General features: G+C 52.6%; 23 protein-coding genes. 9 read left to right on the forward strand and 14 right to left on the reverse strand.

Translation table 11 applies throughout. The features are described from left to right. Positions 1–17 precede the first annotated feature (17 nt). From DDT52_RS06690 to grxB, 7 genes are all read right to left on the reverse strand, one after another. A complete protein-coding gene (locus DDT52_RS06690) occupies positions 18–1007 on the reverse strand; it encodes an acetamidase/formamidase family protein (RefSeq protein ID WP_136155666.1) in 990 nt (329 codons plus the stop codon). Between the two features lie 52 nt (positions 1008–1059). Beyond that, positions 1060–1779: an ABC transporter ATP-binding protein gene (locus DDT52_RS06695; RefSeq protein ID WP_136155667.1), complete on the reverse strand. Its 720-nt coding sequence runs from the start codon at positions 1777–1779 to the stop codon at positions 1060–1062. Continuing rightward, the gene (locus tag DDT52_RS06700) at positions 1776–2510 is read right to left on the reverse strand and encodes an ABC transporter ATP-binding protein (protein WP_136155668.1); all 735 of its coding nucleotides are present in this window, start codon (positions 2508–2510) and stop codon (positions 1776–1778) included. Before DDT52_RS06700 ends, DDT52_RS06695 begins: the two co-directional genes overlap by 4 nt. Further along, positions 2507–3535 (reverse strand): branched-chain amino acid ABC transporter permease, encoded by a 1029-nt coding sequence (locus DDT52_RS06705; protein ID WP_425591537.1) that lies wholly within the window; start codon positions 3533–3535, stop codon positions 2507–2509. The genes DDT52_RS06700 and DDT52_RS06705 overlap by 4 nt, the downstream gene beginning before the upstream one ends. Positions 3536–3613: 78 nt before the next feature. Beyond that, on the reverse strand, positions 3614–4483 hold the full coding sequence (locus tag DDT52_RS06710) for an ABC transporter permease subunit (protein ID WP_136155670.1): 870 nt from the start codon (positions 4481–4483) through the stop codon (positions 3614–3616). A gap of 98 nt (positions 4484–4581) precedes the next feature. Then, positions 4582–5826, reverse strand: a complete 1245-nt coding sequence (locus tag DDT52_RS06715) for an urea ABC transporter substrate-binding protein (RefSeq protein ID WP_247595496.1) — start codon at positions 5824–5826, stop codon at positions 4582–4584. A gap of 592 nt (positions 5827–6418) precedes the next feature. Further along, a complete protein-coding gene (grxB, locus tag DDT52_RS06720; protein ID WP_136155671.1) occupies positions 6419–7054 on the reverse strand; it encodes a glutaredoxin 2 in 636 nt (211 codons plus the stop codon). A 302-nt stretch (positions 7055–7356) separates the two neighbouring features. Here grxB and DDT52_RS06725 point away from each other — a divergent pair, with 302 nt between their 5' ends. Both DDT52_RS06725 and mltB read left to right on the forward strand, forming a co-directional pair. Continuing rightward, positions 7357–7698: a zinc ribbon domain-containing protein YjdM gene (locus DDT52_RS06725; RefSeq protein WP_136155835.1), complete on the forward strand. Its 342-nt coding sequence runs from the start codon at positions 7357–7359 to the stop codon at positions 7696–7698. Positions 7699–7822: 124 nt separating this feature from the next. Then, positions 7823–8905, forward strand: coding sequence for a lytic murein transglycosylase B (mltB, locus tag DDT52_RS06730; RefSeq protein ID WP_136155672.1), 1083 nt, complete (start codon positions 7823–7825; stop codon positions 8903–8905). Here the strand turns inward: mltB and DDT52_RS06735 are convergent. From DDT52_RS06735 to DDT52_RS06755, 5 genes are all read right to left on the reverse strand, one after another. Continuing rightward, positions 8899–9606: a GGDEF domain-containing protein gene (locus tag DDT52_RS06735; RefSeq protein WP_136155673.1), complete on the reverse strand. Its 708-nt coding sequence runs from the start codon at positions 9604–9606 to the stop codon at positions 8899–8901. The two genes, mltB and DDT52_RS06735, sit on opposite strands and share 7 nt — an antisense overlap. A gap of 7 nt (positions 9607–9613) precedes the next feature. Then, positions 9614–10057 carry a DUF1987 domain-containing protein gene (locus DDT52_RS06740; RefSeq protein ID WP_210732683.1) on the reverse strand — a complete coding sequence of 148 codons (444 nt, stop codon included), beginning with the start codon at positions 10055–10057 and terminating at the stop codon, positions 9614–9616. Between the two features lies 1 nt (position 10058). After that, entirely contained in the window at positions 10059–10610 is a 552-nt protein-coding gene (locus tag DDT52_RS06745) for a SiaB family protein kinase (protein WP_210732684.1), read from the reverse strand. Between the two features lie 17 nt (positions 10611–10627). Then, positions 10628–11869: a SpoIIE family protein phosphatase gene (locus DDT52_RS06750; protein ID WP_136155674.1), complete on the reverse strand. Its 1242-nt coding sequence runs from the start codon at positions 11867–11869 to the stop codon at positions 10628–10630. Positions 11870–11953: 84 nt separating this feature from the next. Beyond that, positions 11954–13060: an alpha/beta hydrolase gene (locus tag DDT52_RS06755; RefSeq protein WP_247595498.1), complete on the reverse strand. Its 1107-nt coding sequence runs from the start codon at positions 13058–13060 to the stop codon at positions 11954–11956. 439 nt (positions 13061–13499) lie between these two features. Here DDT52_RS06755 and DDT52_RS06760 point away from each other — a divergent pair, with 439 nt between their 5' ends. Further along, a complete protein-coding gene (locus tag DDT52_RS06760; protein WP_136155676.1) occupies positions 13500–14231 on the forward strand; it encodes an FCD domain-containing protein in 732 nt (243 codons plus the stop codon). 126 nt (positions 14232–14357) lie between these two features. On the opposite strand, the gene DDT52_RS06765 is transcribed toward DDT52_RS06760, so the two are convergent. Beyond that, complete coding sequence (locus DDT52_RS06765; protein WP_136155677.1) at positions 14358–15890, reverse strand: mannitol dehydrogenase family protein; 1533 nt, start codon at positions 15888–15890, stop codon at positions 14358–14360. 294 nt (positions 15891–16184) lie between these two features. On the opposite strand from DDT52_RS06765, the gene uxuA reads away from it, so the two are divergent. The 5 genes from uxuA to DDT52_RS06790 all read left to right on the forward strand — a co-directional run bounded on the left by uxuA (position 16185) and on the right by DDT52_RS06790 (position 22333). After that, positions 16185–17378, forward strand: a complete 1194-nt coding sequence (uxuA, locus tag DDT52_RS06770; RefSeq protein WP_136155678.1) for a mannonate dehydratase — start codon at positions 16185–16187, stop codon at positions 17376–17378. Between the two features lie 265 nt (positions 17379–17643). Next, positions 17644–18693: a type II asparaginase gene (locus DDT52_RS06775; RefSeq protein WP_210732685.1), complete on the forward strand. Its 1050-nt coding sequence runs from the start codon at positions 17644–17646 to the stop codon at positions 18691–18693. Positions 18694–18938: 245 nt separating this feature from the next. Then, a complete protein-coding gene (gene aroL, locus DDT52_RS06780) occupies positions 18939–19460 on the forward strand; it encodes a shikimate kinase AroL (protein ID WP_136155680.1) in 522 nt (173 codons plus the stop codon). A gap of 138 nt (positions 19461–19598) precedes the next feature. Then, positions 19599–19883 carry a pyrimidine/purine nucleoside phosphorylase gene (gene ppnP, locus DDT52_RS06785; protein WP_109052837.1) on the forward strand — a complete coding sequence of 95 codons (285 nt, stop codon included), beginning with the start codon at positions 19599–19601 and terminating at the stop codon, positions 19881–19883. A gap of 659 nt (positions 19884–20542) precedes the next feature. Next, the gene (locus tag DDT52_RS06790) at positions 20543–22333 is read left to right on the forward strand and encodes a methyl-accepting chemotaxis protein (protein ID WP_136155681.1); all 1791 of its coding nucleotides are present in this window, start codon (positions 20543–20545) and stop codon (positions 22331–22333) included. 83 nt (positions 22334–22416) lie between these two features. Here DDT52_RS06790 and rdgC read toward each other — a convergent pair whose 3' ends face one another. After that, positions 22417–23346, reverse strand: coding sequence for a recombination-associated protein RdgC (rdgC, locus tag DDT52_RS06795; RefSeq protein ID WP_136155682.1), 930 nt, complete (start codon positions 23344–23346; stop codon positions 22417–22419). A gap of 141 nt (positions 23347–23487) precedes the next feature. Between rdgC and mak the strand changes: the two genes are divergently transcribed. Then, entirely contained in the window at positions 23488–24399 is a 912-nt protein-coding gene (mak, locus tag DDT52_RS06800; protein WP_136155683.1) for a fructokinase, read from the forward strand. Positions 24400–24402 lie beyond the last annotated feature (3 nt).

Here is a 24402-nt window from a genome sequence, read left to right on the forward strand (position 1 = left end):
AAATACCGGGCGGACGATCATTGCACGAGTAATGTCTTGTTGAGCATGGCGCCGACGGTGTATTTGGGATCGACCATATTACCGAGGCGTACTTTGCCGCACTGGCTCAGCAGCATGTAGGCATCCCATTGCTCGAAACCAAAGTCTTCCACCAGCCAGTAGATCAAGTCGCGATAGGCGATACGCGTCGCATCTTCCAGCGGGCGCGCACTGCCGATACTCATGATGGATTCCGCGTTTTCCATTCGTGGCCACGAGAGCTGCCAGCGCTTGATCAGATCCACTTTGATGGTGGTAATCGAACTGAACTCTACCGCCGTGCCGCAGATTTCGCCGTCTCCCTGACAGGCGTGGGCATCGCCGATAAATAAACGTCCGCCCGGCGAGCGCACCGGCAGATAGGTAATACTGCCGGGGCCGATATCCGGTACATCCATGTTGCCGCCGTGGTTATCCGGGGTCAGAGAGTTGATGGAGTCTATTTCCGGGGAAACGCTCAGCGTGCCGATATGCGGTTTGTAAGGCAGGGTATGGCGTTTACTCCAATAAACCTTCTCACTGTCGAGTTTGATCATCCGTACCTTTTCCGGCAGCGGATCGTTGAGCATCGCAGTCAGATCGGTGCCGGTCAGCCCGCCGAAATGCGGGATCATGGCGCAGATCCCGTAGGGGTTGGCGCCACGTGGGAGCATGGATTCGATATACACCGCCAGCACATCGCCTTTTTCGGCGCCGTTGACCATGATGGGGCCGTTCTGCGGATTAAGAAACGGCATTTTCAGTAACGCGCTGGGCATGTCCTGTTCGGATTTGATCGCGCCTTCAAATGCATCCCGGGTATCGACAATCACCCGATCGCCGGGATCAATCGTCAGTACCGGCGTGGAATAAGGCCCGATGGTGTAGTGAAATTCTTGTTGCATCTCTTCAGTCAGGTGATGGGTGACCGGTTTACGTCCCGCACCCACGCCGCGTTTGCTCATGATTGAGTCTTCAAGCCATTTCATAGGTTGTTCTCCACCGAAAAATAGAGTGAGTCAGACATCCGGGCGTGACGGATCACAACGCCAGATGACGGCGCATCAAAAGGTCATCGGAAAGCAGGGGTTGCGTCAGGATTTCAATCACCTGACCTTTATCCATCACACAACAGCGCTGAGCGGCGCGTTGGATCATGGCGATATCCTGTTCGACCAGAATCACGGCGACCCGCAGTTCACGGGCGATACGCACCAGCGTGTCGGCAATGATGTGGACAATGGAGGGCTGTACCCCTTCAGACGGCTCATCAAGCAGTAATACTTTGGGTGAACCGACCAGCGCCCGGGCGATGGCCAACTGCTGTTGTTCGCCGCCGCTCATGGTGCCGGCCTTCTGTTTCAGCCGCTGACGTAAAATAGGGAAATACTCCAGTACCCGCTCCAGCAGATCCTGGGCGAATTCGCGGTGCTCGCGGACAAACTGCATACCAACCTGAAGGTTTTCCGCCACCGTTAAGCCGCTGAATATTTCGCGCCCCTGTGGAACATAGCCAATGCCCAGTCTGGCCCGGCGCTGCGAGGTCGCCTGCGTGATATCGGTTTCCCCCAGCATGATGCTGCCCTGCCTGACGGGCACTGAACCAATCAGGGTGCGCATCAGCGTGGTTTTACCGACGCCGTTACGGCCAATCACCCCTAAAACTTCGGCGGCATGCAGTTGCAGCGTCGCGCCATTCAATACTTGTCCGCCGCCGTAGCCGCCGGTGACACCATTTACCTGCAATAACACGTCGTTCATCCGGCTTTCCCCAAATAAATGTCCGCGACATCGTCCTGTGCCAGTACCTGTGCGGCTTCACCATCGGCAAACACTCTGCCGCCGTGCAGCACGGTGACCCGTGATGCGATTTGGCGTACAAAGGTCATATCGTGTTCCACCACCATCAGCGTCAGGCCGTCCTGCTGCATCTGTTTAATCAATTCACCGGTGAGATAGGTTTCTTCCACCGATAACCCCGCCACCGGTTCGTCAAGCATCAGCAGTGCCGGTCGCAGCGAAACGGCCATGGCGATTTCCAGCCACTGTTTTTTGCCGTGTGATAAATTTCCCGCCAGTTGACGCCTTTCTGCGCTTAGCTTGAACCGGTGCAGCAGTTCATCGATGCCGGCGGCCTCATGCCGAACCTGTGGCCGCAGGTGGTTTAAAGACAGTTGCAAATGTTGTTCCACGCTGAGGTCGGGAAAAATGCCAGGAATCTGAAATTTGATGCTCATACCCATCTGGATGCGTTGAAAGGGGGCGAGCGTATTCAGCCGATTTTCAAAGAAACGGATTTCACCGCCGCTTGGCGTATGCTCCCCGGTGAGCAATTTGAAAAACGTGCTTTTCCCCGCTCCGTTCGGACCGATGACACAGCGCACTTCGCCGCGGTGGATTTGCATGTCCACCTGATTAATCACCTGAACGCCGCCAAAGCGTTTGCTCAGCCCTTTGGTTTCAAGGATCAGTTCCTGGGGTGTCTGGTTCATGGCTGTGCCCCTTTATGTTGCACATCGTTATGTTGTGTATCGCGATCGGTTTGATGTTTGGCGGTCAGACGGCTGATTTTTTCCGCCAGCCACGGCAGCAATCCATTTGGCGCGGCCAGAACCACAAACAGCAGGATAAAACCCAGCAGGATCATGGCGTATTCACTGCCATAGACCGCCAGCCACTGTGACAGCCATACCATCAGCGCGGTGATGACCACGGTGCCGAAGATATTTTTGCGCCCGGCGGTGGCGACCCAGATAACCGGCATGGCGGCGGCGGTCAGTCCCATGGATGACGGCGTGATGTAAGAGCCCCAGATGGTGTAAAGCGCGCCGGATAACCCGGATAGAACGCCGCCCAGAATGAAGACCAGCAGTTGATAACGGCGGATGTCTATTCCGAGCATTTCCGCCCGGCGGGGATTTTCACGAATGGAGGCCAGCGTTAAGCCGAAATTGGAGCGCAGCAGACGGCGAACGCCCCAATAAATAGCGGCCAGCAGCAGGACAATCAGGTAGTAAAAGGCATTTCCCTCCAGCGTAAACCGTTCACCGTCCAGACCGGGCAGCGAGAGCGGCGGCATCCCGGACATACCGTTGAAGCCGTTGAGGCGTGCACTGCCGATGGTCCACTGTGGTCCCGCGGTCTGGGACATGAAGGTTTCGAGCACCAGCGTAAAAGAGAGCGTGACGATGCCGATGAAAATACCGGTAACGCCACCGTAGAACATCAGGTAACCCAGCGCGGCGGCGACCGCCGCCGCCATCAGCAGGGCGAACAACAGCCCGCTCCAGGTTGCCAGCACGCCATCGCCAAAATTGAGCGTCATCACGCCGTAGGTATAGCCCGCCAGCCCGAAGAAAGCGGTTTGTCCGAAGGAAAGAATGCCGCCGTGGCCCCACATGGCGGCCAGACCGATAGCGCAAAAAGTCCACAACAGAAAATAGGCGAAATCACCGACCAACGCGTCATCGAGCACTAGCGGCAGCAGCAGGGCGACGGCGAGAATGACCCCGGTCATCAGTGTGCCGTTGCTCAGACTGCGTTTTTGCGCGCCGCCAGTAGAAACATTAACAGAAGTCATCGTCACATCAGGCTCCTAACGGTTTCGGGTAAACAGGCTGCCAACGCCGTTCGGCAACAGGCGGATCACCAGCACAGCGGTCAGCAACAGGCCAATCTGCCCCGCTAACTGTCCGTACCAGGAATTGAGTCCGGTCTGGATTGCCCCTAACACCATCGCTGCGGGAATGGTGCCAACCAGTACGTTTGCGCCGCCAACCACCACCGAAACAAAGGCTTGCACAATAAAACTGCTTCCCATGGTCGGTACGGCCGTCAGCGTGGGGGCATAGATCGCGCCCGCCAATCCGGCGAGTCCGGCGCCGAGGGCGAAGGTCAGCGTATAGATTCGGTCGGTTTCCAGTCCGAGGCAGGCGGCCATGCGCGCATTTTGAATGGTGGCTCGGGCGCACACGCCGTAATTGGTGTGGAAAAACAGCCAATACAGCACCATCAGTACGGCAATGGCGATCAGCGGGAGGATGGCCCGATAGGTGGCGAAAGAGTAATCGCCAAGGGTAAATGAGCCGAAAGGGGTGGAAAGCCCTTCCAGCGAGGGGCCCGCAATCAGCAACATGCTCTGCTGTACAATCAGGCTGATGGCCCAGGTGGCGACGACGGAGTCATACAGGCGGCCATAGAGATGGCGCACGACCAGTCGTTCCACTACGCCGCCGGCAAAGGCGGCGGCCAGCGTGCCGGTCAACATGGCGAGCGGCAGCGGCAGACCTGCCTTGTTCATCAGAATGGTGACGTAGGCGCCGCACATGATGAATTCGCCGTGTGCGAGGTTGATCACGCCCATCATGCCGAAAATTACGGCCAGACCGAGTGCGGCCAGCACCAGATAGGCGAAGTTATCGCCGAACTGGTAAATCACGGAGTAAAGAAAGGATAGCGTTAACATCTGCGGGCAATCCTTGGTGTCCTGACTGACACAGCAAATAAAAGATGACGTCAGAGAGAAGGGGAGAGAACGGCCGCCTCTCTGACGCAGGACATAAATCAGGCCTTCGGCGGATTAGACGGGGTGTACTGGCTGGTATCCGGTTTAACCGGCAGGTTGCAGCCTGCTTCACCCAGCCAGTAAGGCTTGATGTCGTTCCATACCTTCGGTATTTCGATGGAATGGTCGTCTTTTACATGGGCCAGATAGATGGTGTGGCTCAGGTGATGACTTTTCGGATCGATACAGACTTGGCCGGATGGGCCGTCAGTACAGATATCGCCGGCTTCCAGCGCGTTACGCACGGCCACCATATCGGTGCTGCCGGCTTTTTCCACCGCCATCTTGTACAGATAAACGGCGTCATAGGCATTGGCGGCTTCCTGATTGATATAAGGCTCGTTAGGGAATTTGGCGCGGAAGCGCTGTTTGAAGTCGTTGCTGGCCGGCGTATCCACTTCTTCAATGTAGTTGGCGGTGATGTACATGTCTTTCAGCGCGGGCGCTTTGAAACGTTTATGTTCATAAGCCTGGCCGACGTTGACGGAACTGCCCATCGGCAGATCGAGTTTTGCCGCTGCGGCCTGCTCGTAATATGAGGATTGATTGGCGCCGACCAGTAACGTCATCACAAAGTCAGGTTTGGCTTTCTGAATGTTTTGGATGGTTTGACCAAACTGCGATACGCTGAGCGGGATAAATTCCTCACCCACCATCGTGCCGCCGTTTTCTGTGACGATCTTGCGCACCCATTCGGCGGAGATTTGCCCAAAGTTATAGTCAGCCGCGATGGTGTACACTTTCTTGCCGTATTTCTCCATCATCCACGGGATCAGCGTTGAGAACTGTTGTTCCGGGACGGCGCCGGTCACGAATACGTTACTGTCGCACACGCCGCCTTCATACTGGTTGTTGTACCAATACATCTGCTTTTCACGATCCATAATGGGACGGATCGCTTCGCGTGAGGCGCTGGAAAATGCGCCGAAAATGACGTCGACTTTGTCGTTGTTAATCAGGCGGCGCGCCATTTGCTGAAACCGGGTGTTATCGGATTGCGTATCGTATTTCACCAGTTCGATCGGACGGCCGAGTATGCCGCCTTTGGCATTGATCTCTTCAACGGCGAGTTCTGTCGCATGAATCTTGGGTATGACGGGTAAGGCAAAGTTACCTGATGCATCTTCCAGCAAACCTATTTTTACCGGTTTTTCTGCCGCGCCGGCCATACCTGAGTAGGTCACGGCAAATGCGGCTGCCAGTGCGAGCGGTAACGCGGCGTAATGACATTTCATTCTGGACATAAATACCCCTGGCGTTGGTGTGAAGAATGGGTGTGAAAATGGGTCTGAAAAAAAAGCAAAAAAAAAGCCCGGCAACGTCGGATGACATTGCGAGGGCTCTATTGCCATAACCACAAGCCGACAGCGTTGGCGTTCTTGCGGATAAGTCGCGGTTACTATAAGAAGCGATTCAAAACGTTGTCAATGGTAAATTTTCCAATAAAAATCAAATGGTAAACCGTGATGCTGTTGCACCGCCGCGGGGCGTTTGTTGCACGAAAAACGAACAGGGGAATGACGGCGGTTCAAATATCGCTAACTTACGGAACATAATCATAAAGCGAATGGAGCCTGGCTTGACCAATCGGCATCGAATCCAGCAGTTGAGGAACGATTGTTAATCAATTGCACTATTTAAGTAACTGAAAAAAATTTACTGAAGGGGATTTGAGCGAGGAGAAAAATCGGTTTACGCGAGCGGATCACGACACGCCAGAGTAAGCATATTGTTATCACGACTACCGCTTGTGCCCTTACGCTGTTCCCCTTTGCGCGAGGTCGCAGGTAAAGGCACGATTAGCACGAGTAGGTTACTGACGGTGTTTTGACACGATTACAGCGCTTTATCAGTCAGAAGATCGACCTTGGTCGCATTCGCCACGCGTTCGACATAACGGGAAACGTTCGGCCCCAGCTTAATGCCTTTCACGATGGTCAGCGAACGGAGAATCGGGAACAGAATGAAATCCGTGGTAGAGATGTCGGCGTGCTGCGCCAGCAGAGGTTCAAGCGCCGCGAGCTGTTGCTGAACGTCTGAGATCATTGCCGGGGTATCGGCAAGCAGGGCATCCAGATCGCCAAAGGCTTTCTCTTCGCGTTGCAGATAGGCCTGACGAGCTTCAGGCTGGGCCAGTTCCTTAAAGTCAGCTTTGGTGAAGCGAGGAACGGCCAGGTTGAAAATGGTGCCCGCGGCCGCTTTGCTCCATGCCTCGATCGCCGGGTCTACCGGTTTATCCGCCACCAGCGGCGCTTTGAGGCTGTCCACATAGTGAACGATGTCCATACTTTCCGGCATGTAGCTGCCATCGTCCTTTTGAAGAATAGGTACGACTTTGCGTCCGACCATACGGGTAGGGGTCTCCACGTCGCCTTCCATGATAATGCACGGCTCGAAAGGAATGTCTTTCAGCCCAAAAATCATGCTGGCTCTGGCGCAAAATGGACAATGTTCGTAGATGAAAAGTTTCATTTCCCAATCCTTTAATGAGAGATCAATGACGGACCCCGAATGTTATACCGGATCCAATCTGGCAATCTGTATCAGAGTAATCCACGGCGTGGGCTGTGGCAAAATGTCCGGGTAATTATGGCTGCTGTTTTTTACGATAAGCGTCAATAAGGTACGTTGAAGCATCGCTTTGTCTTTGCATAAAAATGTCACAAATCCTGCATCACTATCAAAAAACATCATAAAAAGGTAAAATAGCGACTATGTGGTAATTACCGTATGATTTTATTTATCTTTATTATTATTTTTTCAGGAGTTTAATGATGCAGCCGTTACCGAATTGCCCAAAATGCAGTTCCGAATATACCTGGCAGGATGGCGAAATGCTTAACTGCCCTGAATGTGGTCATGAGTGGGCGGCTGGCGGTGAAGAGGCTGTTCAGGAAGACGGGCTGATCGTCAGAGACGCCAACGGTAATCTGCTGGCCGATGGCGATACCGTTACGGTGATTAAGGATCTGAAGGTAAAGGGCAGTTCTTCATCGCTGAAGATTGGCACTCGCGTAAAAGGCATTCGTCTGGTGGAAGGCGACCATAACATTGATTGTAAGATTGATGGTTTTGGTGCGATGAAACTGAAATCCGAGTTTGTGAAAAAAAACTGATAAGCCACGCCCCTGTCACTCATTAGGACAGGGCGCATCAATGAGCGCATATTCTGGTTTTTTCATGTCAGGCAATGTTTTACCATAGCCGCTACTCTTCTTTACCTGGTTATACGGATATCCGATGCGTCATTTGGTGACTCTTCTTCCACTGTTTGCTGTGCTCTGTGCCTGTAGTAGTAAGCCAACGCCTTCAGTGGAAGCGCCTCAGGGCACCGCTGCTGTCAAAGGTGGTTTTTTGCTTGAGCCTGCGCATGTGGGCCATTTGCAGGACGGTGATTTTGCCTTTAATCCGACAACGTCAGCCTTTGTTGACAAGATGGTGAGAGAGCATGGTTTCGACCGCCAGCAGTTGCACGATGTGTTGGCGCAGACAAAACGGCTCGACTGGGTGATTCGTCTGATGGATCGGCAGGCGCCGAGCGCCGGCGTTCCGTCAGGACCGAACGGCGCGTGGCTCCGTTACCGCAATCAGTTTATTACCCCGGATAACGTGCGGAATGGCGTGGCGTTCTGGGATCAATATCAGGATGCGCTGCAACGTGCCTGGGAAGTTTACGGCGTGCCCCCGGAGATTATTGTCGGCATTATCGGCGTAGAAACCCGTTGGGGCAGAGTGATGGGCAAGACCCGCATCATTGACGCCCTCGCGACGTTGGCGTTTGCCTATCCGCGTCGTGCCGCGTATTTTTCCGGCGAACTGGAAACCTTCCTGTTGATGGCTCGCACTGAAGATAATGATCCGCTCAGCCTGCGCGGTTCCTATGCCGGAGCGATGGGTTATGGGCAGTTTATGCCATCATCGTTCAAAAACTATGCGGTGGATTTCGATGGTAATGGCCATATCAACCTGTGGGATCCGGTCGATGCCATTGGCAGCGTCGCCAATTACTTCAAAGCGCACGGCTGGGTTAGCGGAGCGGCTGTTGCGGTACCGGCGACAGGACAGGCGCCGTCGCTGGACAACGGTTTCAATACGCGTTATTCCCTCGCAACGTTGCAAGCCGCCGGATTAAGGCCGCAAAGCACGCTGGGCGGTTACGAAGAAGCCAGCTTACTGCGTCTCGATATCGGTAGCGGATACCAATACTGGTATGGGTTGCCGAATTTCTATGTTATTACCCGTTACAACCACAGTACCCATTACGCCATGGCGGTATGGCAATTGGGTGAAACGGTTGCCCGCTATCGCGCTGGGATTCAATGATGCTCAACCCGGTTTCGGCCCTGATTTTTTGCCCGGTACAAGGCGATATCCGCCGCGCCATAAAGCGCGTCAAAATCGGTTTTGGCCGGCGCCCAGCTAACGCCGAAGCTGGCGGTGACCAACTGCTGGGGTAAGGCATCCAGCGGCATTTTATTGAGGCTGTGGTGAATATTTTCGGCGGTTATCACGGCCTGCTTCAGCGTAAAACCATCCAGCAAAATGGTGAACTCCTCACCGCCGACTCTGCCGATGCTACCGGTATCCGCCAGCACGCTTTGTACCCGCGACATTAACTCACGGATGACGCTATCCCCGGTGGGATGGCCATAGACGTCATTGATCCGTTTGAAGTTATCGATGTCCAGTACAATGAGCGCGGCCTGATTATGTTCCAGCGTTTGGTTGATACGATCAATGATGGCGCCGCGATTGTAGACGTTGGTCAGCGGATCGTGAGTGGCTTTGTATTCCAGTTCGATTGCCAGTTTATGCAACTGCTGATTCAGGCGGTTCAATTCTTTTTCTGCACGGTCGCTGCGGGAAATCAAACGGTGGGATTCTCTGACCAATCGCTGATAGTGCTCGGTGAGCGCCAGCAGCGTATCCCGATAAACCTCTGCCGGCATGTCCTGCTGGTTGGCGATGCGACGGGCGGCGAGCAAGATGTCATATTCCGGTGTAAATAGCTCAAAAGTGCTCATGGTGTATTCACTCCAAAATTTGACCGTAGAAAGTGAGTGCCGGAAAATCGATATGCAGCTCTTCGCCGAATTCCTCGGCGATATCATCGTCCTTGTCGTAGTACCAATACAAGCGCACCGGGATCCCCTGTTCAGCCGCCTGATTTAACGTATTGAACAGGCTGAACAGCATCTTGGTGCTGGAGCTGTTGAAATAAATCAGCGATACATGAACCTCGATGGCGGCGGGAGGATGGCGGGGAGGGGAGGCGTCTTCCTCATCGGTATCGGTGAGCCACTGATTGAGATAATTTTCGATTTGCGCAATCAGGGGGCGATAAAACGCGGCCGCATTTTCAGGATAGGATTCACCCGAAAGAGAAAGCCGATGGGTGTCAAAGTCGAAATCTACGGCCGGAGTACAGGGCGTTCCTGCGATATGGAGATTATCCATGTTGTCTGTGTGTGTCATTTCAAATAATCGCCTTCAGATAAAACGTAGACAGTCCCGTTGATGAATCCGCCTGAAAAGTAAACTGAAGCGGTTCGCTGGCATCACGTGCGACAGTCAGTAATCCCATATCGGCGCCTTTGCTCCATGGCGGCGTTTTATCGCGCAGTGAGGCCTTGTAAGCGTGCTTGATTTCATCGATTGTCATATAGCGCAAGGGTTCAAGGCGTATCCGCAGCTTTTCGATATCATCCGGGTGAACTTGATTTGCAGAGAGTAAGAAATATTTTCCGTTTTCAAAACCAATGCAGACAGAACCATGGCGGACTTCATTCGGTTGATTAACGATGGCTAAATCGGTAGCGGAATAGCGGATAATATTCTGTACCATTTCAATAAAAGCAGAAAACAGTTTCCTGCGGATGCCGGCGGGAACCTGTTTTTTTTCAAGCTGTAACCGCACCGTTTCAGCCAATGAACTAATAATGTTCTGTGAGAAGTACCCGACGTAATACAGGGTGATGTCGTGCTGGTGTGTGGCGTCGAATAATTCGGTGTACTTAATCTCTGACATGATCTTGCTCCACCTGATTAAGCCAATGTCGAAAAGTATCGAAAGCCCCAAAAAGTCAGATCGTCCCTTCTTATCTGATGCCCCTGATATGTTCGATGTTCTTGTAATAGTTGGCTTGCAAGCTCACGCATCGGCCGTTCCTGATGATGCAGCAAGAACGCCTGCAAATGGCGTTTGCCGAACATGATGCGCCGTTCGCCACCGACTTGATCCGTCAGCCCGTCGGTGGTGGTAAATACAAGGTCGCCATCGTTTAGCGTCAGTTGGTGGTTCGGCCACTGATAATGGTAGGGGGTATTGGTATAGCCGACCCCCATCCGGTCGATCTCGAGTACGCTTACCTGTCGGGTTTGCCGGGCCACTCTGAACGCGGCCATGCGGGCGTTGGCCCAGGAAAGCGTATTTTCAGCGGTATTGCAAAACATCACAATCGCGTCGCAGCCGTCGTTGGAGGAGGACTGATGTTCTTCATCACGCTGCCCAAGAGTGTCTTTGATATGCTGATTAATCCCCTGAAGCAGCAGCGCCGGTATTTCCGGGCCATACTGAGTCAGAGACTGTTCCAGTGCAGAGGAAAAAATCAGCGTCATAAAGGCGCCGGGCACACCGTGTCCGGTACAATCCGCGACCACCGCCAGCCAACCGCCCTGGTAGGTTTTGAAGTAATAGCAATCGCCTCCGACGCAGTCGCGCGGTTCCCATGTCAGACACCATTCCGCCAGCGAGCGGGACATGGCTTGCCGCGACGTAGCCAACATCGCTTCCTGAATCACGCGGGCATACTCAATGCTTTGCATAATCTGCTGATGCTGCTGCACGTGCATGGCGGAAACCGCTTTGATCAGATCAATCCCTAAACCGATACCGATGTAGCGGCCGTTTTTGGTAATGATAAAACCATCGGTCAGTGATTTGTCGCCGGTAATGACCGTTTGATCCGCGACGGTACTCAACGATGCCGAGGCATCGATAATCAACGGATTCTTATCCATAAACGCAATGCAGCTCTTTTTATCATAGAGCTCACGGTAAAAAGGCCGGGACATTTGCGACATAAAAATATGACGGTTAATCAGCCCGAAAGGTCGGCCATTTTCGACGACGGGCAGACTGACCAACTCTTTGTTTTTGCCGAACAGCTGTAACACCGTGGCATTATCGGTATCGGGTGAAACGTCTGGCGTCGGGATACAAAGATCCTGCGCTTTGGGCTGGGCCCAGATGCTGGGTTGAAGGCAAGGGGCAGACATACCGGTCATGATATCTCTTGGATGGTGACTATTCTGACCTCAACATAGGCGATTTTGATGACCGAATAATGACACCTGGCCAAAAGCGGCGCGTCAGTCGTCTGCCAATACGTTGTTCATGACCTGCGTTTGCCAGTTGAAATAGGGATTAAAGGTCAGGCGTATGTGGGTTTTGCCATCTTCCTGATAGCCCCAGTCGGAGTACCACAGCGCATTTCTGTCCTGACACTGCTGCGGATTGGCATGGGTCTGTCCGTTGGCGCAGATAATCACCGTACCAGTCAGACCATATGTTTTATTTTCCGGCGAGAACAGCACCGACATGTGTGAAAACTGGCTGATACGCCATTCGGGCAGGCGATCGCTGCGGATTAGCACGCGTGAAGAATGGGGGTGGGCAGGGGGATCGCCATACCAGATAAGCCGGCTACGCGAATGGGTGAATTTTCTGTCGAACAGATCAAACAGGTAGGCGCTATCCAGCACCGAGTCATGCTCAGTCAGCACCATTAACACAGGTTTGTCATAGGTTTTATCCGCCAGCCGTGACCGTACTGCCCGGCTGGAATAATAGAACTGAGCGAAACCGTTGGTTGGGACCACCATGTAGCGCGTTGCCAACTGTTCGGGGTAACCGGGGCGGGGTTTAAGCAGCCAGTCGGTGAAAACCGACAACACCGGCGTCAGGAAATCGTACTTTTCATTGGATTTGATGGCGGGAGAAAACAGCACCAGTCCTTGGATTTCAGGGTGTTCGAGGGCATATTCCAGCACCAGATTGCCGCCGGTGGAAAATCCGCCCAAATAAATTTCATTTACGTCTTTACTGAGGATCGCCGCCTGTTCGGCGACGACTCTGCGCCAGTCGTCGACGGTGATGTGCAGCAGATCTGCCGGACGCGTCCCATGCCCCGGCAGCAGGACGGTTCTGACCAGAAAACCCTGTGCGGCCAGCTGTGACGTGATATCGGTAAAGGAGCCGGGCGCATCGCCCAGTCCGTGAACCAGCAGCATTCCTTTCGTCACCGGACCCGCGGGATGTGCTTCCTGCGGCGTATTCCAGCTCAGCTCCATGCCCTTATCATTGGTCTGGAATGCCCGGTGCTGAGCGACCCAGCTTGTCGTCTCCTGTTGATAACGGGCAAATGACGATTGCCCGAGCGGCATCATGTCATGTTGTTTGCCGCTGCAACCCGCCATCAAAAGCAGGCAAACGGCGACAATCAGGCCGGAGAAACGGTTTATTACCTTTGTCGGGATATCAGAGAAGAAAGTCGGCTTTTCCATTGATGATCGTTGCAGCATCCGTCGTCGTTATCCTTTTATCTGAAGCGTAACGTGAATCATCGGTAATCGGCATAAAAATCATTCAATACCTATTCCCTCATCTTTCAGGTCGCGGGTGTATTGGTTACCTTCCTGCCTCTCGAAATCGATTGGGTATAGTATAAAAGCGTTCCCATGCCGCCAGCTATCTGAATGTGTTTCAGGCGTACCAACCTGCTATTTATGCCATGTTTTCCATGGACGGTGTTTCCGGGCTTCGTGTTATACTTTAGGCTAATTGGGTGACTGGTTGGCTTTTTTGGTCTGGCCAATTTAAGGTTATGGCGGACGTCTGATAAAAGGATAGGGTAGTATGCGGTTATATCAGCAAATTGGCGGCAATATCCGGGCCGAAATACTGGAAGGGAAATATCAGATTGGCGATCGTCTGCCTCCGGAGCGGGATATTGCCGAAGTGTTTAACGTTAGCCGTAGCGTGGTGCGTGAAGCCTTGATCATGCTGGAACTGGAAAAGCTGGTGGAAGTACGCAAGGGTTCCGGTGTTTATGTCATGCAAATTCCCGAGGCATTGGAAAAAAACCATGAAGCGGACAGCGGTTATGGCCCGTTTGAACTGATGCAGGCCCGTCAGTTACTGGAGAGCGAGGTCGCGGCCTTTGCCGCCATGCAGGCGACTAAAAGCGACATCATCAAGATGCGTCAGGCCATTGAGCAGGAAAAAATTTCCCTGGAAAACGGCAGCGTGGACGAAAGCGCTGACGAACAGTTTCACTGTCTGTTGGCACAGTCAACGCAGAACAGCGTACTGGCCAATATGGTGTATGAGGTGTGGCAGGCGCGTAAACGCAGCCCGATGTGGCAGGGCATCCACTCCCATACGGATGATTTCAGCTACCAGCGCCAGTGGCTTGACGATCATGAAACCATTCTGCGAGCCGTCTCCCGGCGCGACGCGAAATTAGCCCGTCAGGCGATGTGGCAGCATCTGGAAAATGTGAAGGATAAACTGCTGGAAATCTCAAATGTGGACGATCCCGCATTCGACGGCTACTTATTTGAATCTATTCCACGGATGGAGTTATGAACGGCGCTGAATCCACATAACGGTGGATTCAGCGATTCCTGACTCAGTTCTGTTACGTCAGGGAAAACCTCTTTTTATGCGTGATGTACCGAATTGGCCGTCACCGGCTTCAATCCGGAATCGGGGCTAAAACAGTTCCGCTACCGCCGCTTTGGCGCCACGAGTCTGAAGGGTTTGGTAAGCCTTAATCAGCTGCGCGACAAACGCTTCATTTTGCGGTAAATCTTCCCCAAATACCGCCGTCAGCGCCAGCAGTCCGCGAACGCGCGGTTCACCCTCTTCCGTCGCACTGACAATGGCTTGAAGTTGTTCCGCCATCGGATCGCGTATATCGATAGCCTGACCGGCATCGTCAGTACCGCTGACATAGCGTATCCAGCCCGCTACCCCCAGCAGCAAACAGCGGTAATCGCTGCCGTTACGAAGATGCCAGCGAATCGAATCCAGCATGCGCTGCGGTAATTTTTGCGTGCCGTCCATGGCGATTTGCCAGGTCCGGTGCTGCAACGATGGATTTTCATAACGGGTAATGAGCCGGTCTGCATAGTCAGCCAGATCGACCCCCGTCACCCGCAGGGTCGGCGCCTGCTCATTTAGCATCAGGTAGTGGGCGGCACGGCGGTAATTGTCGTCTGTCATGCAGTCGTTGATGTGCTGATAGCCTGCGAGATAGCCGAGATAGGCAAGAAAGGAGTGGCTGCCGTTCAGCATGCGCAATTTCATTTCTTCAAACGGCAGTACATCGTCGACCAGCTGTGCGCCGGCGAGTTCCCAGGCGGGACGTCCGGCGACGAAGTTATCTTCCACCACCCATTGGATAAACGGTTCACAGGCAATGCCGCATGGGTCATTGATGCCCAGCGTATCGGCGATTTCCTGCAATGTTTCCGGTGTTGCGGCAGGAACGATACGGTCGACCATGGTATTGGGGAACGACGCGTGCATTTCAATCCAACTGGCGAGTTCGGTCGATCTCAATTGCGCCAGCTCGAGCACCGCGCTTTTCAGGATATGTCCATTTTCCGGCATGTTGTCGCAGGAAAGCAGCGTGAAAGGCGGCAAACCGCGTTCGCGGCGAACCCGCAGCGCTTCCACCAGAACGCCCGGCGCCGATGCCGGCGCATCCGGCATTTCCAGATCCATCTTGATCAACGGATTTGCCCGATCCAGATTTCCGGTACTGCGGTCGATACAGTAGCCTTTTTCGGTAACCGTCATTGAAACAATGGCAACCTGTGGTTCTGCCAATTTTTCTATTACCGCCGTTATACCTTCCAGCCGCGCATGCAGGGATTCATTGACTGACCCGATAATTATCGCCTGATGGCTGCCAGCGCCTTTCTCCAGCACGCTGTAGCGGTGTGCCTGTTGGCGCAGGCTTTTAAACAGGTTTTCACTGCCGAACAGGTTGACTTCACAGATACCCCAGTCGCCGCCCTGTTGATTGAGCACCCGATCGGTAAACAGGGCCTGGTGCGCACGGTGAAACGCGCCAAAACCAATGTGTACGATACGACTTTTCAACGCTTTACGGTCGTAGCGCGGTTGTGATATTTCAGCCGGTAAGGGATGCGTGGCGATATTGATCGCAGCATTGGCTGACGTTCCAATAGTGCTTTCTTTGCTTGATGACGTTTTTTCGGCAATAACGGTTTTCATACGACCCCTCTGAGTATCCTTTCCCCTGACTGTGCTGTTTGTGCGTGCGCCGGGAAAGTATAATAAATATGTCAGACCAAAATGGCGTAACTGTATAAATAATGCTCAATTAAAGGCTTTTTTGAGATGAATATGGGGATTAATGTAAAGCTTACTGGCCTTAAATAAAATTTGTTTGTCCAAAATTAGCTATTTTTGTGCAACTGATCAACCAATTTGGTTTTTTGTTTGACACGAAAATCGGTTGATGTAGGCTTTGGTTATCTCTTTAAAAGATCGAAAAGGTAACTCTGTATGGAACAAACCTGGCGTTGGTACGGTCCGAAAGATCCCGTCTCACTTGATGACGTTCGGCAGGCGGGGGCTACAGGCGTGGTCACGGCACTGCATCATATTCCCAATGGTGAAGTCTGGTCGGTTGAGGAAATTGAAAAACGCAAAGCCGAACTGAAGGCTAAAGGGCTGGTATGGTCGGTGGTGGAAAGCGTTCCGGTACATGAAGCGATCAAAACGCAGACGGGGAATTACCCGCATTATATCGCCAACTATCAGCAATCATTGCGCAATCTGGCGCACTGCGGCATCGATACCGTCTGCTATAACTTTATGCCCGTGCTGGATTGGACCAGAACCGATCTGGAGTATGTGTTGCCAGATGGTTCTAAGGCGCTGCGATTCGATCAGATCGCCTTTGCCGCGTTTGAACTGCACATTCTGAAACGCGTCGGCGCCGAACGTGACTATACGCCTGAAGAGCAGACACAGGCCGGGGCCTATTTCAAGGCAATGAGTGAAGAGGATATTGCCCGGCTGACGGCAAATATCATTGCGGGTCTGCCGGGTTCGGAAGAAGGCTATACGCTGGAACAATTCCACGAACGTCTGGCGGAATATGACGGCATCGATCATGCGAAGCTGCGTGAGCATCTGGGGTATTTTCTACAGCAAATTGTTCCGGTTGCGGAAGAAGCCGGGATTCGTCTGGCGATTCATCCTGACGATCCGCCGCGTCCGATCCTGGGACTGCCGCGCGTGGTTTCTACTATTGATGATATGCACTGGCTGAAGCAGACCGTGGACAGCATCAATAACGGTTTTACCATGTGTACGGGTTCTTACGGCGTACGGGCGGATAACGATCTGGTTCGGATGATTGAAACCTTCGGCGATCGCATTCACTTTACCCATCTGCGCGCAACCTGCCGGGAGCAAAACCCGAAAACTTTCCATGAAGGCGCTCATCTGCAAGGGGACGTGGACATGGTGGCGGTAATCAAAGCGATTTTGACGGAAGAGTTACGCCGCCAGAATGCGGGAGATTTACGCCCGATCCCAATGCGTCCGGACCACGGTCATCAGATGCTGGACGACCTGAAGAAGAAAACCAACCCCGGCTATTCGGCGATTGGACGTCTTAAAGGGCTGGCGGAGATTCGTGGCGTCGAACTGGCGTTGAAGCGTACTCTGTTCCCTGAATTGAAGCAGTAATACAGTAATGATGAAGTAAAACAGACCGTGCTCAGCACGGTCTGTTTTTTAGTTTTGAATAACCGCGCCGGAAATTTGAAGTATACGAGATATATCAATGATTCTATGACGAAAGCTATACAGGCAGAAGGCTCTGGGGCATCATACGGGCCAATGCCAGCGCTTCGTCGGCAGAGGGATACGTCATCAACTAACAGGCGGTCGTTCTTAATCTGTGCTGTTGTGGCTCGGCTTGCCGTCTAAGCGAATTAGGTTGGTATAGGTTATGAAAAGGATGTTTAAGTCATTATTTGTGGTTGTTTTGGTCTGTTTTTCTGCCCTGAGCAGTGCGGCGGAAAACCTGCCTAACATTGTAATTCTGGCGACGGGCGGCACCATTGCCGGTTCCGCGGCGGCGAATACGCAAACTACGGGCTACAAAGCCGGGGCATTAGGCGTGGATACGCTGATTAATGCGGTACCGGAGTTGAAAACGCTGGCCAACATTAAAGGTGAGCAGGTTTCCAATATTGGTAGTGAAGACATGACCAGCGATGTTTTGCTGAAACTGAGCAAAAAGGTCAATGAACTGCTGGCGAGCGATGATGTTGATGGTATCGTCATCACGCACGGTACGGATACGCTGGATGAGTCGCCTTATTTCCTCAACCTGACGGTAAAAAGCGATAAACCCGTTGTTTTCGCTGCGTCTATGCGCCCTGCAACCTCGATCAGCGCAGATGGTCCGATGAACCTGTATGGTGCGGTGAAGGTCGCGGCAGATAAAAATGCGCGTGGCCGCGGTGTGATGGTTGTACTGAATGACCGTATCGGATCCGCGCGTTTTATCAGTAAAACCAACGCATCAACGCTGGACACGTTCAAAGCGCCGGAAGAAGGTTACCTTGGCGTGATTATCGGCGACAAAATCTATTACCAGAACCGTTTGGACAAGATTCACACCAACCGCTCGGTTTTTGACGTGGCTCATCTGGAAAAACTGCCGGCGGTCGATATCATTTATGGCTATCAGGACGATCCTGAATACATGTATGATGCGGCGATAGCGCATGGCGTCAAAGGAATCGTGTATGCGGGCATGGGCGCAGGCAGCGTCTCCAAACGCAGTAACGCCGGCATCCGCAAAGCGGAAAGTAAAGGGATCATTGTTGTTCGTTCCAGCCGTACCGGCAGCGGTGTCGTTCCGCCGGACGCCAGTCAGCCAGGTTTGGTCTCCGATTCGCTGAATCCGGCGAAATCACGTATTCTGCTGATGCTGGCATTGACGAAAACGACGAATCCGGCAGTGATTCAGGAATATTTCCATACTTATTAACCGACGTATCAAGGCGCTCGAAAGCAGTTAATGCGTCTGTATCCTGCAACATGAAAGGGTTAAGATAGGTATGGTAGCCCCGTTATTTATTACGGGGCTTTTTTCTGTGGCAATAGTGAACATTTCCTGATGGTAAAGAGGTGGTGCGGTTGTGGTATCCGCGAACGTTGCCAATATGATTTAACCGGCGTTGATGACCTGACAGTAAGATGATGATGCTCAAAACGGGCTTGGTGAAAAATTAGATGACACAACCCATTTTTATGGTTGGTGCCAGAGGCTGTGGGAAAACCACGGTCGGGGAGCAACTATCGCGGGCGTTGGGATACGACTTTGTCGATACTGACGTATTTATGGAACAAACCAGCAAAATGACCGTAGCCGAGGTTGTGGCTCAGGAAGGATGGCATGGTTTTCGGCAGCGTGAAAGTCTGGCGTTGCATCAGGTAACGTCGAACCGCAGCGTGGTTGCCACGGGCGGGGGGATGGTGCTTGCGGAAGCGAACCGGCGCTTTATGCATGAACGTGGCGTGGTGATTTATCTTCACGCCAGCGCGGATTTGCTGGCGCAACGGCTTGAGGAAAACCCGCAGGATCAGCAACGGCCTACGCTCACCGGGCGGCCTATCGCTGAAGAGATGGCCGATGTGCTGGCCGCGCGCGAAGCGCTTTATCGCAATGTCGCTCATCATATTATGGATGCGACACAGGACCCGATGAGGATTGTGGCCGATGTGATGCGTGTGCTGCGCTTGTCGGCCGCATAGTGCGGAAAAGCGAAACCGCAAAATAATCACCCGTTGGTGTTACCGATAGCGCACTTTCATTGAATAGATAGTGACAGTGGTCCGGTTCTCCTTTTAAGATGAATTTCCTTGGTTTTTTTCGATTATAGGTGCCGCGCTATGCTGAATGTAAACGAGTATTTTGCAGGGAAAGTGAAATCTATTGGCTTTGACAGCGGCAGTATTGGCCGTGCCAGTGTTGGTGTGATGGAGGCGGGCGAGTATACGTTTGGTACGGGAAGCGCTGAAGAAATGACCGTGATTACCGGCGCACTGAAAGTGCTGTTGCCAGGCGCGCCAGACTGGCAGATATTTATGCCGGGCGACTCGTTTTTTGTTCCGGCACAGAGTGAATTCAACTTACAGGTAGTGGAAGCGTCTTCCTATTTGTGTAAATACCTGTAGTTTCTTCTTTTCTATTTAGTCAGATATTTAGCGCCGCTTTTCGTATTTATGAAAGCGGCGTTTTTATTTTATGTCTTACCGATTCCAATAGTGTTTTCTAGCGTATAACGCGTTACTGTTACTATATCATGTTGGCTGTGCGTTTAATGTATATCATCACTTTAGCCATGATGTGAATTTCGCCGCGTCTCTGTTTTTATATTCAGCGTAATTTTAACGCTTTTGTAATAAGCAGCGGCGCTATGTTTGGGAAAAATCTTATACCGCGAGTCGGCGTCGCCCGTCATACCGGCTTCATCGATATCTGACGCATGGTTGAACGCCTGGTGACAGGGTTCTTCTTACTACCCGATTTCCACCGTCGTCAGGCGGATAATGGCGTGATTACTCCGTATTGTCGTCATGATGAGATATACATTTTTTTTATGGAATAAAGATGGTTTTATATGCTGGTTATTTTATTTTCCATATTAAATTAGTCTGTAATTATATTTATTTTTGATTTTAATATCTCATTTCTACCATAAAGATGGTTGATGATGTTTAGGTGTTCCGACTTATTTTCTCGCTAAACCAAAGCTATTTAATGTGAACTGGCTCAAGTTTTATTTTATGGTGCCGTTATGAGCTATATAACAATTCTATGCTAAGAGTCTCCTATGTTAAAAACGACGCGATCCCGCATTTTAGCGGCTTGTACTGCTATTGTTGTACTTTCTTTGGCGATAAATACTTTCCTTAACTACACCATTGCGAATAATTCGAACGAGGAGTCCATCAGGAATATGCTGAACTCCGTGGCGACCAGCCACAGTACGGCGATCGGTGAATGGGTGGAATCTAAAACGCTGATGGTTACCGCACTCCATGACAACGTGCTGACCAATGATGATCCTGTTCCCATGTTTCAGCAGATTGCCGCCTCAGGCGGGTTCATTAATGTTTATATGGGATATGAGGATAGAACGGCGAAGTTTTCCGATTCCGAAGGCATTCCCGCTGATTACGACCCGACAATCCGTCCCTGGTATCAACAGGCGGTGAAGGAAGGAAAACCGGTTGTTACTGATCCTTATGTCGATGTGTCGACCAAAGAGCTGATTGTCTCTGTCGCGGCTCCGGTGTTGGACGGCAACTCGGTCAAAGGGGTATTGGGCAGCGATTTGACGATGCAAAGCGTGATTGAAAACGTGAAGTCAATCAATCCGACGCCCGCCAGCTTTGGCGTGCTGATCGCGAAGGATGGCACGATTATCGCGCACCCTGATGAAAATCTCACCTTGAAGAATATCACCGAGATTGCGCCGGATATTCATCTGGCCGAACTGTTGACGTCAACAACGCCTATGGATGTTGACGTCAGTGGCGCCACGAAGCTGATGCTGGCTCAGCCGATTAGCGGCACTGACTGGTATATGCTGGTGGCGCTGGATAAAGCGGAAGCGACAGAGGGCATGCGTTCTTTGCTGTTCACCTCTGTTGGTTCGCTGCTGGTGATTGCTTTACTGGGTTCGCTGGTGGTTGGGTTCATGATCACGTCAACGCTGAAGCGTTTGCTAATGATTCGTGATGCGATGGATGATATCAGCAATGGTAATAACGATCTGACTCAGCGCCTGCCTGATGAAGGGCACGATGAGGTGGCTCAGATAGCGCGTTCATTTAATACCTTTATCGACAAGCTCAGCCTGGTGATGATTCAGATCCGGGATATCAGCTCCTCGCTTCAGGTGGCGGCGGATGAAATATCAGCCGGGAATAATGATCTTTCATCGCGTACGGAGTCGGCGGCTTCCAGCATTCAGCAAACGGCGGCGGCGTTAGAGCAGATCTCTGCAACGGTGACGCAGTCTGCCGGATCGGCCCAGCAGGTGAATTCAAAAGCGCTGACGCTGGCGGAGGATGCGAGCACGGGAGGGAAGGTTGTTTCCGATGTGATCGTCACGATGGAAGATATTGTTGCCGCCTCCGGAAAAATTGGCGATATCATCGGCGTGATCGATGGAATTGCATTCCAGACCAATATTCTGGCGCTCAATGCCGCCGTTGAAGCGGCCCGTGCGGGTGAACAGGGACGCGGATTCGCGGTGGTCGCCTCGGAAGTTCGTAATCTGGCCCAGCGTAGTGCTCAGGCCGCGAAAGAAATCAAGGTGTTGATTGAATCGACCGTTGGCAGTGTGTCGTCAGGTTCCGTACAGGTTCGTCAGGCCAGCGATACGATGAACGAAATCGTCGGCGGCGTATCGACGGTAACGTCGGTGATGTCTGAGATTACGCACGCAGCGGATGAACAAATGCGCGGAATCAATGAAATCAACAAAGCCGTGGCGCAACTCGATTCCATGGTGCAGCAGAATGCGGCATTAGTGCAGGAATCTGCCGCCGCTTCTGCCGCGTTGCAGTCTCAGGCAGAAGAACTGAACGCGGTGATAGGACACTTCCGGGTGTAGTCTGAGGCGTTTTACCGGGTGAGTCATGCAGATGCCCACTGACGTGATAACGTTGGTGGGCATTATTTTGTCAGACGAGCGGATCAGCGCTTGGCTTCACCGCCGAGCGCTTCAATCAGATTACCGATCAGTGCTGCCAGTTCGCTGGTCATCAGAATAAAATCGGCGTCGAAACGCTGCGCAAAATCATCCCGGTCAATGTCATCATTCTGCTCACGTAACGTATCCGAGAATTTCAGTCTTTTCAGTGAACCATCATCCGACAACACCAATTGAAGGCGTTCCTGCCAGTCCAGCGCCAGCCTGGTGACCACTTTACCCGCTTCAATGTGTACCGCGATCTCGTCACTCACCAGATCCTGCTTTTTACAGCGAATAACGCCACCGTCTTCCAGAATGGCTTTCAACTCAGCCTCATCCTGTAGGGTAAAACCCGCCGGCGGTTCGCCGGAACGTACCCATTCTGTTAACGTAAGTTCTATCGGATTTTCCATGGTAAGCGGCACAACGGGCAGCGAACCCAGCGTTTTACGCAACAGCGCCAGCGTGTCTTCGGCTTTTTTGGCGCTGGCCGCATCCACCATGATCAGGCCATTTACCGTATCAATCCATAGCCAGACCTGACTGAACCGGCTGAAAGCTCGCGGTAGCAGGCTGTGCAGCACTTCGTCTTTCAGCGAATCTTTCTCGGTCTTTTTCAGCTTGCGGTGTTGCTCCGCTTCCAGGCGCTCGATTTTGGCTTGCAGCGTTTGTTTGATGACCGGCGAAGGCAGGATTTTCTCTTCTTTGCGGGCGCAGATAACTATCTGCCCATTAACCGCGTGTGTTAACGCATCACTGTGAGAACCCATTGGCGATACCCAACCGGTTTTCATCATGTCCTGACTGCCACAGGGTGTAAAAGCAAAACTACTGAGCTGTTTTTCCAGCTCGTCCGCAGACAAAACATGATCTTTGGACAAAACAGAGTCCCGACTTAAGCGGTAAATCATTAAATTTTTAAACCACAGCATGGTGTTATCCCTGACTGGGGCGCGCAGATTTGCGCGCGGGTTCATTGATGCAGCGCGCATGATAACGAATTCGGCGAGCTAATGTAGAATAAAATGAGATTATTCAGCGTCGGCTGAATGGTGAAATGTAAGGGGGACAGGGTGCGAATAGGCATTGATCTGGGTGGAACAAAAACGGAAGCGATCGCGCTGGATGACGGCGGTCAAACGTGTTTTCGCCAGCGCGTGGCAACGCCGAGAAATGATTACGCTGCAACGATCAACACCATCGCGTCGCTGGTGGACGCTGCCGAAAAAGCAACGGGCGGTGAAGGCAGCGTGGGCGTCGGTATCCCCGGCACGATCTCGCCGTTTACCGGCAAAGTAAAAAATGCGAATTCCACCTGGCTGAACGGCCAGTCGTTGGATAACGATTTATCCCGCTTGCTCGGGCGGCCAGTGAGGGTCGCCAACGACGCCAACTGTCTGGCGGTGTCGGAAGCGGTAGACGGCGCGGCCGCCGGAGAGAAAACGGTTTTTGCCGTGATTATTGGTACCGGCTGTGGCGCCGGGATCGCCCTTGACGGCAAAGTGCACACCGGCGGCAATGGGATCGCCGGTGAGTGGGGACATAATCCGCTGCCGTGGATGGATGATGAAGAACTGCTCTATCAGCGCGCAGTGCCCTGCTATTGCGGTAAAGCGGGCTGCATTGAAACGTTTATTTCCGGTACCGGGTTTGCCACCGACTATCAACGGCTAAGCAGACAGGCGCGCAAGGGGGAGGCGATTGTTGCGCTGGCGGAACAGGGCGACAGGAGGGCGGAACAAGCCTTGCAGCGCTATGAACGGCGCCTGGCAAAATCGCTGGCGCATGTCATTAACCTGCTCGATCCTGACGTTGTGGTGTTGGGCGGCGGCATGAGCAACATACCGCGCTTGTACCAGACCGTTCCTGCGCTGTTGAAACAGTGGGCGTTTGGGGGTGAATGCACAACCCCCGTGCGTCAGGCAATGCATGGCGATTCCAGCGGTGTCCGTGGGGCCGCCTGGCTCTGGCCCCTCAGCCGGTGAGAC

It is taken from the genome of Brenneria roseae subsp. roseae (assembly GCF_003115845.1).
Taxonomy (GTDB): Bacteria; Pseudomonadota; Gammaproteobacteria; order Enterobacterales; family Enterobacteriaceae; genus Brenneria; species Brenneria roseae.